Here is a 15,324-nt window from a genome sequence, read left to right as displayed (position 1 = left end):
TGAATGAAGGGTCGTTTTCGCGGTCAAACTCGCGCGAATCTAATAACGAGAGGCCGCGTTCAGCAGGCGCGGAGCAAGTGAGCTCCGCGCCTGCTGCTGTTTTCCGGAATTGAAAATCAATTCAGGAACAAACCGGATCAGCTCAGGGAGCCGAGATCTTCACCGGTCATCAGGCTGTCCATGTTGCCGCCGACAATGGTCATGTCGACAGAGTTGTTCAGGATGTTTTCGCCCTGCACAAGCGTGTTGGTGAATGCCGATGCATCGTTGGAAGCGGATGCTTCAGCCGCATTCATGCCCTGGACGAGCGCATCGTCATCAGCAATGACGCTGACACTGCCGGAACCGAGGTCATCGATTTCCAGATTGCCTTCCAGGTCGACCGACATGCCATGGAAACCGGCATGACCGAACCAGGTGCCGACATGGCCACCGAATGCCTGCATGTCAGCATCGACATATGCCGACCCGCTGGAGCCGCCTGCCGAAATACCGTCATCGGTTTCGGCATCGCCACCCTTGGCACTCAGGGTCTGGTTGAAGCCGGCGTTGTTGGTTGCCGTCGTACCGTTGGCCCAGTCGTTGTCTTCCAGCTGGTTGCTGTTGTTGAGCACGACACCGGCATCATTGCCGCCACCATTGAGGGCTTCGTTCAGAATGTCTTCAACGGTGATGTCGTCGCCCGGGCTGTAGTCGATGCCGCCGTTGACGCTCACGAGCATCTCGTCGACTTCAGCGCATTCTTCCAGGTCGATGTCCACGACATCGTCGTCGTCATAAACAAAACCTTCTTCGAAGTTCATCACGACTTCGGCCTTGTTGATGATCTTCGAGTCATCGACTGCATCGAAATCGGAGTAATTGAATTGAGTTCCACGCTTACCAGACATGATAATAGTCCTTGTTCATCGCGGCGAGCCAGGTCTCGCAAGACCGGCGTTCACACCGCATTCTGACTTGGAAACGGGCGCAGCTGGCGTTTCGGAAACAGGTTCGAAACAGAAAACCGCAGCGCCGATCGAACATCTTAGAGCTCGTCCTCACCAACGCTGTCGGTGTAGAGATCACCGCCGACAATCGTCGTGTCGACCGAGTTGTTGAGAATGTTCGCACCCTGCACCAGCTCGTTGACGAACGCTTCGGTTGCGTTGGCGGCATTGGCAGCGGCCATCACTTCACCAATCACCGTCGCATCATCGAGGGCATCCACGGTCATGGACGACCCACCGAAAGCCAGACCGTCGTCAGCTTCCGCCGAACCGCCGTTGGCAGTCAGCTTCTGCGTGAAGGACCCTTCATTGGCGACAAAGGTGTCTTTTGCCCAGTCGTTGTCTTCCAGCTGGTTGCTGTTGTTGATTGCAATGCCGGTATCGTTCCCAAGGCCGTTCAGCGCATCATTGAGGACGTCTTCGACCTTGATGTCGTCGCCCGGGTCGAAGTCGATATTGCCTTTCGCAATCAGAATGTCCTCGACACTCGCATGGTCGCCGATGTCCAGGTCAATGTTGTCGACGTCCGAAGGACCGTTCTCGAAATCCACATTGATGACAGGATCGAAGTCACTGTCGACATACTTGAACACCTGGTTGTTCACATCCTGGGTGTTGTCGTCGTCCGAGTATTCCCACTCGTAGCTCTTCGAATTGTCGATGTTTATTTCGTGATTATAGTTGGTGTTGTACTCGCTAGAATAAGTCGGATTGAACGACTTATCGATGTTCAGCTCGTTTTTATGCCAAACGTATTCGCTCATGGTTCTGTCCTCAGATCGGACAGCTCGGCAGATCGTCTTCTATCGATTTGCATAGGGCTGTCGTGGTTAAGAGGAGCGTTACCGCCCCAGATCAAATGGAAAATGGCAAAAACAACCACCTCAGCTAATCAAAATAGATTTAGCTGCTCCATTTACTCTTCGGCTGGAAGTCAAATTTGAGGATTGGGATCCACAAACTGAGGATTTACACAAATACGAGAATCTCCCAGCCGATGAAAACAATGACAGAACAGGGGGATTGCAATAAGCCGGAAATCTTAACTAAACATTTACCATTCAAGTTTCGCGGATATCTAGCGACATAGGTAAATCACGCGAGGTCAAAAAAAGTATTTAATTGCAATATCTTGAAGCAAAATCTGATCCGCGACTAAATCGAATTATTAATATAACCTAAGGTAAGTTTGTTATATACAAGTTATGGGTGAGGAGAAATTCAGACTAGGGGGTCACTGCACAAATCCCTGTTAATACTGCGATTTGGACGGCATGTTCATTTTCCGACAGCCACCCATTTCCCGCACCTATCCTTGGTCTGAACAAACAAGATAAGAAATTTTATTATTTTAAAAACCGCATGGCTAATGCCGACGGCAGAATAAGCCGGATGAATATTTACAAAAACGCTTCTCCCAGGCCCTGTTTCTGGCAATTGCAAGTGAAAGAGAGTCCAAATTAAATTTTATCTTAGTTTGTAGGGGTGACAGTAATGACTAGCGTAAATTACGAGAATAAAGGTTCAATCTATTATATTGGAGCGTCCGAAAAGTTTCCGAAGGAACTGGAAGGAGTAATCGACCGGGAAATAGAAGATGGACGTTTTATCCGTATCACTCAGAAAATCGATCTTTATCGCTCGGAGCGCCGTGGGGAATTTTCAAAACGCCTTTTCCTGATTGACGAAGGCTTCAGCGCGGAGCGCAAGGAAGCTATTGCCTGCCTGCGGAAAAACTTCCCTGAAGCAAACCTCTGCATGCTGATCAATGATGATCTGTCGTTCCCCTCGATCATCAGCGATTATTTCCAGGAAGGCCTGATCAAGAGCGTGCTGCCGATGAACCTTCGGATCGATCTCTGGCTAGGCGCTATCCGTCTCATGCTCAACGGCGGCCATTATCTGCCGGCTGATGCCATCAAGTACATGGGGATGGAAAGGCCTTACGGCGCAGCCCCGGCCATGCATCAGCGCAGGCACCGCAGCCGTACCAGGAACCGCTTCGGCAAGCTGACGAAACGGGAAACCGAAGTTCTATGCCTCATCTCCGAGGGATATCAGAACAAGAACATCGCCGAAAAATTGTCCCTGTCGGAGCACACCATCAAGCTCCATATTCATCACATCATTTCAAAGCTCGGCGTTTCAAACAGAACGGAAGCAGCCGCGATCTACATTCAGACGGAACAACGACCACCCAACCTAGAGGCCTGAAGATGAGCGCGGCAGATGCGCCCACAATGGCGGACGAATTCCAGACGTTTCTCGCCCTCATGGGTCGGCTGAACTATACGTGGACCAACACGGAGAGCCTGCTGATCCACATGATCGCGGGCCTCGCCGGCGTCACCAAGGAAGTCGCGACGGTGATCTTCCTGACCCTCAACACGTCGCGTGCCCGAATTGATCTGGTCGAACGGTTGGCCAAGCTCGACGCGCAGAAACCGGACTTGAGGGAAGAGGTGCTGAGCCTAACGCGGAACATGCACAAGACATTGAAATTGAAAAACAAATATAATCACTGCATCTATTCGTTCGACAACGAGGGGCGCAATGCCTCAACCATCCTGATGCGCATCAGCGACCAGAAACACAAGATCGAATACGGCAAGTCCAGCCCGATCAATGCCCGGGAAATCACGCTCGTCAGGGAAACGATCCAGAAGACACAGACGCTGAACAAGTCGCTCTGGGAGTTCTTCAAGCAGCGCAAGTTTCCGGTGTGAGATCCTCCCGCGCTATACGCAGCCTCAACAAAAAAGAGGCCGGATCGGTAAACCGAACCGGCCTTTCAGGGGAGGTAACAGGATGTTTGAGCAGGTTCGGATCGCTCTGATCCGGCTGACTGAACTCTGCCCTGGAGCGTGCCGCGTCTAACTGGAAAGATCTTGCATCGCTTTTTGCGTCAAAATTCCCGATTTCAGGCAGTGAAAAGCGTTTCCGACGAAACGCGACAAGTTCTAGCCGATCCTGGCGGCAATGCTTTTGGTCTTGCAGTAGCTTTTGAGACCTTCGAGACCTTTTTCGCGGCCGAAACCGGATTTCTTGTTGCCACCGAACGGCACCTCGATCCCGCCGGCGAAATACTCGTTGATGTAGATCTGGCCGGCATCGATCTTGCGCGCGAGCTGATGGGCTTTTGCGAAATTCGACGTGTAGATGCCTGCGACCAGGCCGTACTGGCAATCGTTGGCAAGTGCCAGGGCGTGATCGGCATCATCAGCCACCTGCACCGTCAGCACCGGCCCGAAGATTTCCTCCTGCGCCAACTCGTCACTCGCAGAAACGCTGTCGACGATTGTCGGCTCATAGAACCAGCCCTTGCCGGTTTTCGGGTCGGCGGCTATGGCGCCACCCGTCACGATATCAGCTCCCCGCGCCCTTGCGCGGTCGACAAAACCAGCAACCTTCGCAAGATGTCCCGCAGAATTGACCGGCCCGACATCCGGGTTGCCAAGACCGTGCCCGAGTGTCAGCGATTTTGTGCGTTTCACCAGTTCCGCAACGAAGTCCGCGTGAATGTTCTTCTCGATCACGAGACGAGATCCAGCGGAGCAGATCTGGCCGGCATTCTCGTAGATCGCACCGAGAACACCGGATAGCGCCTGTTCCCGGTCACAATCGCCAAGCACCACCACGGGCGATTTGCCACCAAGCTCCAGCACCACGCGGGTGATCTCGTCGGCTGCCGCCTTCATCACAGCTTTGCCCGTCTGGACCGAACCGGTGAACGTGATGTGATCGACATCCGGATGGGAGGTCAGTGGAGCACCGGTTTCGGCGCCGGTTCCGGTCACGACATTGCACACGCCTGCCGGCAATCCGGCATCATGCAGGATCTTCGCAAGCAGCAGTGCGGTGAACGGCGTCTGTTCGGCAGGCTTTGCCACAACCGTGCAGCCGGCTGCAAGCGCCGGCGCAAATCCGCGCGCAGCGGTGGAGATCGGAAAGTTCCACGGAATGATGTGGGCCGTGACCCCGACCGGCTCGTGAATGGCGTAACCGACATAATTCGGCCCAAGGGGAAAGCTGTCTCCCTGCAGCTTGTCGCAAGCGCCCGCGTAATACTCGAACGTACGAGCCGCACCGCGCACATCGCCTTGAGCTTCCTGCAGTGCCTTGCCGCTGTCCAGCGTTTCGGCAACGGCCAGAAGATCGAGATTTTCCAGGATAAGCCGTGACGCTTGCAGAAGGATCCGGGACCGCTCCACCGGCGCCATGTCTTGCCAGACCGTCTCAAAAGCAACCTTTGACGACTTTACCGCCTGATCGACATCCTCGGCGGTTCCCGCCGTGAAGCGGGCGAAGGCTTCGCCCCGACCCGGATCAAAACTTTCCATGGTGCGGTTATGGGACGGCTGCGTGAAGCTGCCGTCGATGAAATGGCCGAGGGGCAACGCCTTCAGCGTGCCCGTGGCCTGATATTCCGCGATGAGTTCGCTTGCTCCGGACATCTTTAGCCTTCCAGGGAACTGATCTTGTATGTGGATTTCGCCAGCCACTCCGGACTGATCTCGACACCCCACCCCGGCGCATCGGTCACCGTGGCATGCCCGTCGACAATCTCGTATGGCGACGCGGTGAAGAGGCCGTATTGCCAGGGATAATAGTCGGCTTCCTCGATGGAGAATTCGAGATATTTGCCCGCATTCGGGATCGCCCGCAGCAGATGCATGGTGAACAGCGTCACCAGCGACAGGTTGGCCGCATGCGGTGTGCAGGGAATGCCTGCCTCATGCGCCATTTGTGCCACCTTCATGGTGCGGACCATACCACCGAGATAACAGACGTCCGGCTGAATGATATCGACAACTCGTTCATCGATCATCCGCTGCCAGTCCACCAGAGAGCAATCCTGCTCCCCCCCTGTCACATCGATGTCGAGAGCATCTGTCACTTGCCTGGTCTGGTCGTAATGCCAGTAGGGGCAAGGCTCCTCGTAATGGGAAATGCCGTTGGCTTCCAGGAATCGGCCGATCTCGATAGCCTTGGCTGGCGAATAGCAGGAGTTGGCATCGACCAGCAGTGCGGTGTCGTCACCAAAGGCCTTGCGCATGGTCGGCACGATTTCTTCCGTCCGGCCCGGCCATTCGTCCTGGTCGCGGCCGCATTCGGCACCGATCCGGAACTTGAAGGCGTCGAAGCCGTAAAGGTCCTGCTGCTTCTTGAGGCGATCCGCCTCGTCTTTCGCCGTGATGTCACGCTTCATCGACGACCCGTAGGCCCGCACCTTGCCCGGCGTTCCGCCGAGCAGTTCGCACACCGGCTTGCCTTCCAGCTTGCCGCGCAAGTCGAACAGGGCAGTGTCCAGTCCCCCCATCGCCCGGCGCAGATAGGATCCGGGAAACTTGTGCTCACGTTCCGGGATGATCTCCATCAGGTGTTCAATGTCGAAAGCGTCCTCGCCCAGCGCATAAGGTGCAACCTGACGGTGGACGACCTCCGCGGTGATATCCGCGTAGTAAGGCGCTACCTGCCCCCATCCGGTCGCACCGTTTTCGGCGGTTGCACGAACGAAGCAGACAAACTCATTGGTAAATGTTTCTATTGATTGTATTTTCATTGTCTTATCCGGTCCTCGGACGGACGGTCCCGATGGATAGGGGTTGGCTCGTGAACCGACCCTTATCCAGAATTGGACTTGATAGAAGGTCCGTTTTGCGCAAACTCTCATACCAATTTGGGAGAACGCGATGAAACGGCATGCCGGCGCTGTGCTCTCGTCGATCAAGATCGACAAGACGGCCGAAAAGAAAATTTCGATCCAGCTCTACATGGCTCTGCGCGACCTGTTGCTGACGGGGGCATTGACCCCGGGTGACCGGATGCCGGCCACACGCACCCTGGCGCAGGAGATCGGCGTCTCCCGCACGACGGTAATCGATGCGACCGACCGCCTGATTTCCGAGGGTCTTCTGGAGGCAAGGGTAGGCGCTGGCACGTTCGTGAGTGAAGCGCTGAACGCCCGCCTTGCACCGAAGCCGTCACAGGAGGCCAGCGACATCACCCCCGTCGTGCCGCGCCTTTCCCACGCGACCCGGCATGCCATCCCGGATTTCACCTTGCGCTCGCGCCTGCCGCACAAATCGCAGGCCTTCGTCACAGCACTGCCGGCGCTCGACGCCTTTCCGATGGCGCAATGGGCAAAACTCTCCGCGCGGCACTGGCGCAAGGACCGCGACCACATTGCCGGCTATGGCGAACCCTTCGGCTACATGCCGCTGCGCCGGGCGATTGCCCGTCAGCTCAATGCCTCCCGCGGCATCAAGTGCGACCCCGAACAGATATTCATCACCAACGGCGCCCAGCGCGCATTTTCCCTGGTCGGCGGCATGCTGGTCAATCCGGGCGAGCCGATCTGGTTTGAAAATCCTGGCGCAATTGGTGCGCGCAACGCTTTTGTTGCCATTGGCGCAAGGCCAATTCCAGTCGCCGTTGACGAGGAAGGCCTTTGCATCGAGGACGGCCTTGCCAAGGCGCCCTACTTTCGGCTCGCCTTCGTAACGCCATCGCACCAGCAGCCGCTTGGCCACGTCATGAGCCTTTCCCGCCGCCTGGCGCTTCTGACAGCCGCCAATGAAGCCGACGCCATGATCGTGGAGGACGACTACGACGGCGAGTTCTATTTCGGCGACCAGCCACCACCAACACTCAAGAGCATCGATACCCACGGCCGGGTAATCTATGTCGGCACCTTCTCCAAGTCCCTGTTTCCGGCCCTCAGGCTCGGCTTCGTTCTGGTGCCGGAAGGCCTGGTGGAAAGCTTCGAGCGGGTCTGCTTGACCTGGCTTGCCGGTGTTCCGACCGTCACCCAGGCGATCGTTGCCGAATTCATGGATGAAGGCATGTTCGCAACACACATCCGCACCATGCGCCAACTCTACAAGCACCGTCACGACACCTTGATGGCAGAAAGCGCCAGTCTTGCAGGAGACATTGACCTGCAGCCAACCAGCAGCGGCTTTCACGCTGTCGGCCTTTTGTCGAACCGATACGACGAAGACAGGATCGTCGCTGAAGCGGCCAAACACGGCATCACCACCGCCCCCCTGTCTCGCTACGCTCTTGGCCGGATACCGCAGCGCGGCATTGTCCTCGGCTTCGGCAGCTCCGCGCAGGATGACATCCGCAAAGGCATGAAGGTTCTCAAGAAAATCCTGCCTGTTTGCTGCACCAGCTAAGGTGCACCCTCGGTCAATTGGACTGCTAAATTATCTGCAATGGATATATTTGGCAGGCCAATTCCAACCTAGGCTTTTTTCCGGTTAGTACGCTGAGTGCATTCAGGAGGACGTCATGCATTTGAAAACAACACTAACCGGCCTGTTGGCCGCAACCATGCTTGCCGGTGCCGGCTCTGCCCAGGCAGAGACCCTGCGCCTGTTGACCTGGGGGTCTTACGCTCCCGACGAACTGGTCCAAAAATTTGAAGAAGAATATCCGGACATTGATGTTGAAGTCACCTTCTCCAACAACGAGGAAATGATTGCCAAGCTGCGCGCCACTGGTGGTGCCGGCTTCGACCTTGCCCAGCCAAGCCACGACCGCATCTACGCGGCCCAGCTGGAATATGACATCTACAAGCCGCTGGATCTCTCAAAGATCGACACCGGTGCGATGGAAGCCAAGCTGCTTGACGGCGTGAAGGCAAACACGACGATCGAGGGTGAAGTCTACGCGGTTCCCCACCAGTGGGGCACATCCGGCCTGATGGCCGACAAGACAAAGGCTCCGGACCTTTCGAGCTGGGCCGACCTGTGCGACCCGGCCTACAAGGGCAAGACCTCGATGCGCCTGAAGCGCACGATCCTGCTCGGCACGGCCTTCTCGATGGGCGAAGACCCGTTCGCGGCCTATGCGGATCTTGAGAAATACCAGGGTATCCTGGACAAGGTCGCCGACAAGCTGATCGAGTGCAAGGACAACATCAAGGCCTACTGGAAAGGCGGCGACGACCTTTCCGCGATGATGCTGTCAGGCGAAATCGTGGCATCCGAAACCTGGGATTCCACCGCCTACAAGCTCTACGACCAGAACCAGAACATTGTCTTCGTTCCGCCGAAGGAAGGCGCACTAGCCTGGATCGACACCTTCGCCCTGCCGCGCAAGGGCAAGGCGGATGATGCCGCCTACAAGTGGATCAACTTCGTGCTGCGGCCGGAAAACGTGACCATCATGTCCGGCAGCACCGGCGCGATTGCCGCGGTCAAGGGTGGTACCGACCTGCTGCCGGAAGACAAGAAGGCAGCCGTGAATGCGGCCTTCACCGCAGCCGACATCGACAATCTCAAGTTCTTTGCCAACATTCCTCCCGGCGTGGAAGACATGGAAGGCAAGACTCTCGAGAAGATCAAGGCAGCCACAGGCGGCTGATCAGGTTCAGGGCTGCCGGAACCATTCCGGCAGCCCTTTCCTTTTTTTGAAAAAATCAAAACACCGGAGAGAAGCAACCGGACACAACCCGGCGCTCCAAACCCCGATCCCTTCCAGTTGGCCCGCATTGATGAAACACACCTCACCCACCTACGATCTTGAATGCCTCGACCTTGCCAAGAGTTTTGGAGGATTTCGCGCCGTCAAAGGCGTCTCCTTCGAGATCCCGAGCGGTTCGTTCTTCTCCATTCTCGGTCCGTCGGGCTGTGGCAAGACGACCCTGATGCGCATGATCGCGGGTTTCGAGGACCCGACCTCCGGCGACATCAAGATCAAGGGCAAGTCGGTACTCGGCGTGCCGCCCAACCGGCGCAACGTCAAGATGGTGTTCCAGCATCTGGCGCTGTTCCCGATGATGAACGTCTACGAGAACATCGCCTATGGCCTCAGGTGCGCAGGCGTGGGCAATGCGGAAATAAAGCGCAAGGTCCAGGACGTGCTGGAGCGGATTGCCCTGCCCGACGTTGGCGAGCGGGAAATTCACCAGTTGTCCGGCGGCCAGAAACAGCGCATCGCCATTGCTCGCTGCATGGTGCTCGATCCGGATGTGCTGCTGCTCGATGAACCCCTCGGCGCGCTCGATCTGAAGCTGCGCGAAGCGATGAAGATCGAGTTGAAGCTGTTGCAGCACCAGTTCAACACGACCTTTATCTACATCACCCACGATCAGTCGGAAGCACTGGTGATGTCCGATAACGTCGCCATCATGAACCAGGGCATTTTCGAACAGATCGGCACGCCGCAGGATCTCTATCATCATCCCAAGACCGCCTTCGTCGCCGGTTTTGTCGGCGATAGCAACCGCTGGTCCGGCACGGTGAAATCCGCAGATGGCACAGGTGGCAAGGTGGAAACGGACCAGGGCCTTTCGATGAGTTTCAATGCCGGCGCGGGTCAGACCATTCGTGATGGCGACAAGGTGGAGATTTTCGTGCGGCCGGAATTCATCCGCACGGTTCGCTCATCCGAAGCGGACCAGGCCGTGACAGAAGGTGACAACCAGATGAGTGGTGTCATCGACAGCCTGCTCTTCAACGGTGCCAACAGCCGTGTTCTCGTACGGACCGGCAGCGGCGAGCTTATCGAATCCGACGTGACGGTAACCGGCAACAACGACCTGAAACCCGGCGAAGACGTGCGCCTGATCTGGTCGTCCCGGCAAGCCATGTGCTTTGCCCGTGCGGAGAGCGCATGATGCACAACAAGGACATCAAACGGCTGTCGCTGATCCTGCTGTTTTCGCCTTTCGCGCTCTGGATCCTGCTGCTGATCATTCTGCCGCACATCGGCATGGTGCTCCTGTCCTTCCGCGAGAAAGTGGCACCGCGCGTCTATGAGTACAGCTTCGCCAACTATCTGGATTTCATCAACGAACCGATCTACTGGAACACCCTACTTCGAACCGGGTCCATGTCCCTGCTGGTCACAGCACTGGCGCTGCTGATCGGCTTTCCCATTGCCTACTACATCGCCAAGATCGCCGGCCCCAGGGCGCGCGGTGGTCTGTTCCTGCTCTGCCTGATCCCGCTCTGGGTCAGCGACCTGATCCGTTCCTTCGGCTGGATCTTGCTGTTGCGCGAAACCGGTGTGATTTCGAATTTCCTGCTCTGGACCGGACTGGTCGGCCAGCCTGTCGAATTTCTCTACAACGACATCGCGGTCATCATCGGCCTTGTCTACACCGTGATCCTGTTCATGATCGTGCCACTGGTCTCGACGCTGGACGGCATGGACAATTCCATGATCGAGGCCGGGTACAATCTGGGCGGCAACGGCTTCACCGTGCTGCGCCGGATCATCATTCCCTACGCGATGCCGGGCATCGTGGCCGGCTGCATCGTCACCTTCATGCTGACGGCGGGTTCCTACCTGACGCCGATCCTGCTCGGCGGCAAGAATTCGAGCTGGTTCACAGAACAGATCTACAATCAGTTCATCACCCGCTTCAACTGGGAGGGAGGCGCGGCCTTCGGCATGCTGCTCCTGATTTTTACCTCCGTCGTGATCTGGCTCGGCCTGAAACTCTCCGGTCAGACCCTCGCCAACACCGTGGCAAAGAGCTGAGGAGGACAGACGATGCTTGCGCAAAAGAACTCCTCTCCGTTCCTGATGGGCTACCGGCTCTATGTCGTTGCCTTCTTCATCTTCCTGGCAGCGCCGCTGATTTCGGCTGGAGCCTTTGCCTTCAACGACAGCCTGTTCCCGGCGCTGCCCTGGCAAGGTTTCACCCTGGACTGGTTCTTCAGCGACACCGAGCCAAAACTCGGCATGTTCCATGACCGGCGGTTGCTGCAGGGGCTTTATTATTCCTTCGTCATCGCAATCTTCGTGGCGGCACTCTCCGTCTTCGTCGGCACGACCAATGCGTTTCTGTTCGTGCGTGGCGAGTTTCCGGGCAAGAACTTCTTCTACATTCTCATGGTGGTGCCGCTGGTGATCCCGGGTGTCATCCTCGGCATCTCCATCCTGGTCCTGGCCAGCGACACCGCGAACTACATGGAAAACAGGTTCGATCTGGAGCTTGAGTTCCTGAGGCCTGGCCTTCTGCTTGTCGTGTTCGGGCAGTTTTCCTTCATCACCACCATCACCTCGCTGGTGATCACAGCCCGGCTGAAGAAATTCGACGCCACGATGGAAGAAGCCGCCTTCAACCTGGGGGCAAGCCGGGTCCGCGTGTTGCGCACCGTCACGCTGCCCTTCCTGCGTCCGGCTATGATCGCGGCCGGCATCGTTGCGTTCCTGGTCTCGTTCGAGAACTTCAACACCACGCTATTTCTTGTCGGCTCGGAAGCGCCGCTGACGATCACCATGTATGACCGGATGGCAAAGGTCGGCTCGACGCCGGTTCTCAATGCCGTCTCCTTCGTGCTCATGGTCGGGTCCGGACTGCTTGCGCTGCTATCGATTGCCATCCAGCGCGACAAGACCTCTCAATAGGAGCATTCATGGCGGAGTTCGACTTTGTCATCGTCGGCGCGGGCTCGGCAGGCTCGGTGCTTGCCGACCGGCTGTCGGAAGACGGCAAATACACCGTCTGCCTTCTGGAGGCGGGCGGCTCGGATCTCAATTTCTGGATCTGGATGCCGATCGGCTACGGCAAGGCTTTCTATAACCGGAACATCAACTGGATGTACCACACCGAGGCGGATCCGGGGCTCAACGACCGCTCCGGCTACTGGCCGCGCGGCAAGGTGCTGGGCGGGTCCAGCTCGATCAATGCCATGGTCTATATCCGCGGTCAGCATGCGGATTTCGAGGACTGGAAGGCCCTCGGCAACACCGGCTGGGGCTGGCAGGACGTTCTGCCCTATTTCAAGCGCTCGGAAACCAATTGCAACGGTGCCGACGACTATCGCGGCGGGGATGGCCCGCTTTATGTCTCCTCCATGGACAAGGACGTCCACCCGCTGTGTCAAAACTTCCTGGCAGCCAGCGAGGAAGCCGGCTTCAGCCGTAATCCGGATTTCAATGGCAAAAGCCAGGAAGGTGTCGGCCTCTACCAGATAACCGCGAAAAACGGGTTCCGCATGTCGACGGCCCGCGCCTATCTTTCACGCGCGAAAAAACGTCAGAATGTCTCCATCCTGACCAACGCACACACGACCCGGCTGATCCTTGAGAACGGACGGGCGACCGGTGTCGTCTACAGCCGAGGCGGCACCGAGCAGACCGTGAAGGCCCGCCGGGAAGTGATCCTCAGTGCAGGTGCCGTCAACTCGCCGCAAATCCTCATGTTGTCCGGCATTGGTGATGGCGCGGAACTGCAGGCCAAGGGCATTTCCTCCACCTTGCACAGCCCTGCTGTCGGCAAGAACCTTCAGGACCATCTCGGTCTCGACTATCTCTACCGGTCCAAAGTGCCAACGCTGAACCAGCAGCTTTATCCCTGGTGGGGCAAGCTCGCCCAGGGCATCCGCTATGTTCTGACCCGCAGTGGTCCACTGTCGCTCAGTGTCAATCAGGCTGGTGGCTTTGTCAGAAGCAATCCGGATTGTGAACGGCCGAACATCCAGCTGTATTTCTCGCCAGTCAGCTACACCAAGGCGCCGAAGGGGAAACGTCCGCTGATGAACCCGGACCCGTTCCCCGGCTTCCTCCTCGGCTTCCAGCCGACGCGGCCTACCAGCCGCGGCCATATCTGCCTGCGCTCCTCCGATCCGTTCGACATGCCGGAGATCCACCCGAACTCGCTCAGCACCAACCGTGATCTCACGGAGATGATCGAAGGCAGCAAGCTGATGCGCAAGATCGCCGAAAGCCCTGCCATGCAATCGGTTATCGACGAGGAGATCACACCCGGCCCGGGTGTCCAGACCGACGAGGACATGCTGGCGGATGTCCGCAGCCGCTGTTCCACAGTCTTCCACCCTGTCAGCACCTGCCGCATGGGACCGGACGCGAACGAAAACGTCGTCGACACGCGCCTACGGGTTTACGGGGTCGAAGGGCTTCGGGTTGTCGATGCCTCTATTTTCCCGACGGTCACGTCCGGCAACACCAACGCACCTGCGATCATGGTCGGCGAAAAAGGCGCGGACCTTATCCTGGAAGACACGCGAGCGGCGTAAGGCACGTAATGACTCAGGCTCTTTTTGCGGACAACTACAAGACGACACCATACTGGCAGGATATCGCCCCCAAACTCGTACTGCCGGATACAGGTTTGCCCCCAGAGGTCGATGTGCTGGTGGTTGGCGGTGGGTACACCGGCCTGAACGCCGCACTGCAGACCGCCCGTGAAGGCCTCGGCACACTGGTTCTCGATGCGGAAGATCCGGGTTGGGGCTGCAGCATGCGCAATGGCGGCCAGCTTTCAACCAGCCTCAAGCCGTCCTTTTCCAACCTGGCAGGCCGCTATGGCGGGGAGCTCGCCACCCAGCTTTGCCTGGAAGGCCAGGCGTCCCTCGACTACATGCACGCACTTTCAAGGGAAGATGGACTGGAGATGGGCTTACGGGAAACCGGCCGCTTCCACGGCGCCCACAAGCCCCATCTTTACGAGAGCCTTGCCAGAGACTGTGCCGCCGGACACCCCGTGTGGAAGACCGATGCCTTCATGGTGCCGAAAAGCGACATGGCACAGGAGCTTGGGACCGATGCCTATCATGGCGGTATCGTCAATCCGCATCATTGCAGCATCGATGTCAGCAAGTACCATCCTTCACTTTTGAACAAGGTGCTGGCGGAAGGCGCGATGGTGCGCGGCAAGTGCCGGGTGGTGTCGCTTGAACGCGAGACGTCAGGTTTCAAGGTCCTGACAAGCGACGGCTCCCTCAAGGCAGGCAAGGTCATTCTGGCGACCAATGGTTACTCCGGCCCCCTGTCGCCCTGGCTTCAGCGACGGCTGATCCCGATCGGCTCCTACGTGATCGCGACGGAAGAAATCCCGAGTGAAACGATCGACCGGCTGTTTCCGACGGACCGGGTCCTCTCCGACACCAGAAAACTGGTCTATTACTACCGGCTGTCCCCCGACCGGAAGCGCGTGCTGTTTGGCGGCCGGGTCTCCTTGAGCGAAACGGACCCGCGCAACAGCGCACTCAAGCTCCACCGCGATATGACAGCCCTCTTTCCGGAACTTGGCTCCGTGCGGATCAGCCATGCCTGGATGGGGTTTGTCGGCTACACCTTCGACACACTCGCCCATGCTGGCGAAGACAACGGCCTGTTTCACGCGGGCGGCTATTGCGGGTCCGGGGTAGGTATGGCGAGTTATCTCGGCATGCGTATGGGCCAGAAAGCTGCCGGCCGTGAAAAATCACTCTCCGCGTTCGAGAAGATCCCCTTCCCGACCCGGCCGCTGTACCAGGGCAATCCGTGGTTCCTGGCACCATCGGTGCTGGTCTACCGGCTGCGGGACAGGTTCGGCATCTGATTGGGGTCAGCCTCGCGGTGGATAGCC

13 protein-coding genes are annotated in these 15,324 nt (G+C 57.6%); 9 read left to right on the top strand and 4 right to left on the bottom strand.

The annotated features are described in order from the left end of the window. Nucleotides 1-137: 137 nt before the first annotated feature. On the bottom strand, nucleotides 138-890 hold the full coding sequence (locus FIU93_RS09160; protein WP_023000103.1) for a hypothetical protein: 753 nt from the start codon (nucleotides 888-890) through the stop codon (nucleotides 138-140). A gap of 137 nt (nucleotides 891-1,027) precedes the next feature. Next, a complete protein-coding gene (locus tag FIU93_RS09155) occupies nucleotides 1,028-1,753 on the bottom strand; it encodes a hypothetical protein (protein WP_023000102.1) in 726 nt (241 codons plus the stop codon). Nucleotides 1,754-2,483: 730 nt separating this feature from the next. Between FIU93_RS09155 and FIU93_RS31570 the strand changes: the two genes are divergently transcribed. Then, entirely contained in the window at nucleotides 2,484-3,203 is a 720-nt protein-coding gene (locus FIU93_RS31570) for a response regulator transcription factor (protein ID WP_023000101.1), read from the top strand. A gap of 2 nt (nucleotides 3,204-3,205) precedes the next feature. After that, a complete protein-coding gene (locus FIU93_RS09145) occupies nucleotides 3,206-3,715 on the top strand; it encodes a hypothetical protein (protein WP_286202416.1) in 510 nt (169 codons plus the stop codon). Nucleotides 3,716-3,949: 234 nt separating this feature from the next. Here the strand turns inward: FIU93_RS09145 and FIU93_RS09140 are convergent, their stop codons facing one another. Then, nucleotides 3,950-5,443 (bottom strand): aldehyde dehydrogenase family protein, encoded by a 1,494-nt coding sequence (locus FIU93_RS09140; RefSeq protein WP_152505419.1) that lies wholly within the window; start codon nucleotides 5,441-5,443, stop codon nucleotides 3,950-3,952. Between the two features lie 2 nt (nucleotides 5,444-5,445). Further along, the gene (locus tag FIU93_RS09135) at nucleotides 5,446-6,552 is read right to left on the bottom strand and encodes a mandelate racemase/muconate lactonizing enzyme family protein (RefSeq protein ID WP_152505418.1); all 1,107 of its coding nucleotides are present in this window, start codon (nucleotides 6,550-6,552) and stop codon (nucleotides 5,446-5,448) included. 130 nt (nucleotides 6,553-6,682) lie between these two features. Here FIU93_RS09135 and FIU93_RS09130 point away from each other — a divergent pair, with 130 nt between their 5' ends. The 7 genes from FIU93_RS09130 (at nucleotide 6,683) to FIU93_RS09100 (ending at nucleotide 15,297) form a co-directional block, all read left to right on the top strand. Further along, nucleotides 6,683-8,170 (top strand): PLP-dependent aminotransferase family protein, encoded by a 1,488-nt coding sequence (locus FIU93_RS09130; RefSeq protein WP_055661528.1) that lies wholly within the window; start codon nucleotides 6,683-6,685, stop codon nucleotides 8,168-8,170. Nucleotides 8,171-8,285: 115 nt separating this feature from the next. Beyond that, on the top strand, nucleotides 8,286-9,362 hold the full coding sequence (locus FIU93_RS09125) for an extracellular solute-binding protein (RefSeq protein WP_023000096.1): 1,077 nt from the start codon (nucleotides 8,286-8,288) through the stop codon (nucleotides 9,360-9,362). A 130-nt stretch (nucleotides 9,363-9,492) separates the two neighbouring features. After that, the gene (locus FIU93_RS09120) at nucleotides 9,493-10,617 is read left to right on the top strand and encodes an ABC transporter ATP-binding protein (RefSeq protein WP_152505417.1); all 1,125 of its coding nucleotides are present in this window, start codon (nucleotides 9,493-9,495) and stop codon (nucleotides 10,615-10,617) included. Next, nucleotides 10,614-11,486, top strand: coding sequence for an ABC transporter permease (locus tag FIU93_RS09115; RefSeq protein ID WP_152505416.1), 873 nt, complete (start codon nucleotides 10,614-10,616; stop codon nucleotides 11,484-11,486). The genes FIU93_RS09120 and FIU93_RS09115 overlap by 4 nt, the downstream gene beginning before the upstream one ends. A gap of 12 nt (nucleotides 11,487-11,498) precedes the next feature. Beyond that, nucleotides 11,499-12,359 carry an ABC transporter permease gene (locus FIU93_RS09110; protein WP_055661526.1) on the top strand — a complete coding sequence of 287 codons (861 nt, stop codon included), beginning with the start codon at nucleotides 11,499-11,501 and terminating at the stop codon, nucleotides 12,357-12,359. An 8-nt stretch (nucleotides 12,360-12,367) separates the two neighbouring features. Then, nucleotides 12,368-13,990 carry a choline dehydrogenase gene (locus tag FIU93_RS09105; RefSeq protein ID WP_152505415.1) on the top strand — a complete coding sequence of 541 codons (1,623 nt, stop codon included), beginning with the start codon at nucleotides 12,368-12,370 and terminating at the stop codon, nucleotides 13,988-13,990. A gap of 8 nt (nucleotides 13,991-13,998) precedes the next feature. Continuing rightward, complete coding sequence (locus tag FIU93_RS09100; protein ID WP_152505414.1) at nucleotides 13,999-15,297, top strand: FAD-binding oxidoreductase; 1,299 nt, start codon at nucleotides 13,999-14,001, stop codon at nucleotides 15,295-15,297. Nucleotides 15,298-15,324 lie beyond the last annotated feature (27 nt).

The organism is Labrenzia sp. THAF35 (assembly GCF_009363595.1).
GTDB lineage: Bacteria > Pseudomonadota > Alphaproteobacteria > Rhizobiales > Stappiaceae > Roseibium > Roseibium algicola.
Note: the sequence above shows the minus strand (reverse complement) of the source record. Positions and strands in the feature narration are given on the sequence as shown.

What these genes read in the sequence shown, in the direction of transcription:
- FIU93_RS09160 (WP_023000103.1), bottom strand. Translation starts at nt 890, where the DNA reads ATGTCTGGTAAGCGTGGAACTCAATTCAATTACTCCGATTTCGATGCA.
- FIU93_RS09155 (WP_023000102.1), bottom strand. Translation starts at nt 1,753, where the DNA reads ATGAGCGAATACGTTTGGCATAAAAACGAGCTGAACATCGATAAGTCG.
- FIU93_RS31570 (WP_023000101.1), top strand. Translation starts at nt 2,484, where the DNA reads ATGACTAGCGTAAATTACGAGAATAAAGGTTCAATCTATTATATTGGA.
- FIU93_RS09145 (WP_286202416.1), top strand. Translation starts at nt 3,206, where the DNA reads ATGAGCGCGGCAGATGCGCCCACAATGGCGGACGAATTCCAGACGTTT.
- FIU93_RS09140 (WP_152505419.1), bottom strand. Translation starts at nt 5,443, where the DNA reads ATGTCCGGAGCAAGCGAACTCATCGCGGAATATCAGGCCACGGGCACG.
- FIU93_RS09135 (WP_152505418.1), bottom strand. Translation starts at nt 6,552, where the DNA reads ATGAAAATACAATCAATAGAAACATTTACCAATGAGTTTGTCTGCTTC.
- FIU93_RS09130 (WP_055661528.1), top strand. Translation starts at nt 6,683, where the DNA reads ATGAAACGGCATGCCGGCGCTGTGCTCTCGTCGATCAAGATCGACAAG.
- FIU93_RS09125 (WP_023000096.1), top strand. Translation starts at nt 8,286, where the DNA reads ATGCATTTGAAAACAACACTAACCGGCCTGTTGGCCGCAACCATGCTT.
- FIU93_RS09120 (WP_152505417.1), top strand. Translation starts at nt 9,493, where the DNA reads ATGAAACACACCTCACCCACCTACGATCTTGAATGCCTCGACCTTGCC.
- FIU93_RS09115 (WP_152505416.1), top strand. Translation starts at nt 10,614, where the DNA reads ATGATGCACAACAAGGACATCAAACGGCTGTCGCTGATCCTGCTGTTT.
- FIU93_RS09110 (WP_055661526.1), top strand. Translation starts at nt 11,499, where the DNA reads ATGCTTGCGCAAAAGAACTCCTCTCCGTTCCTGATGGGCTACCGGCTC.
- FIU93_RS09105 (WP_152505415.1), top strand. Translation starts at nt 12,368, where the DNA reads ATGGCGGAGTTCGACTTTGTCATCGTCGGCGCGGGCTCGGCAGGCTCG.
- FIU93_RS09100 (WP_152505414.1), top strand. Translation starts at nt 13,999, where the DNA reads ATGACTCAGGCTCTTTTTGCGGACAACTACAAGACGACACCATACTGG.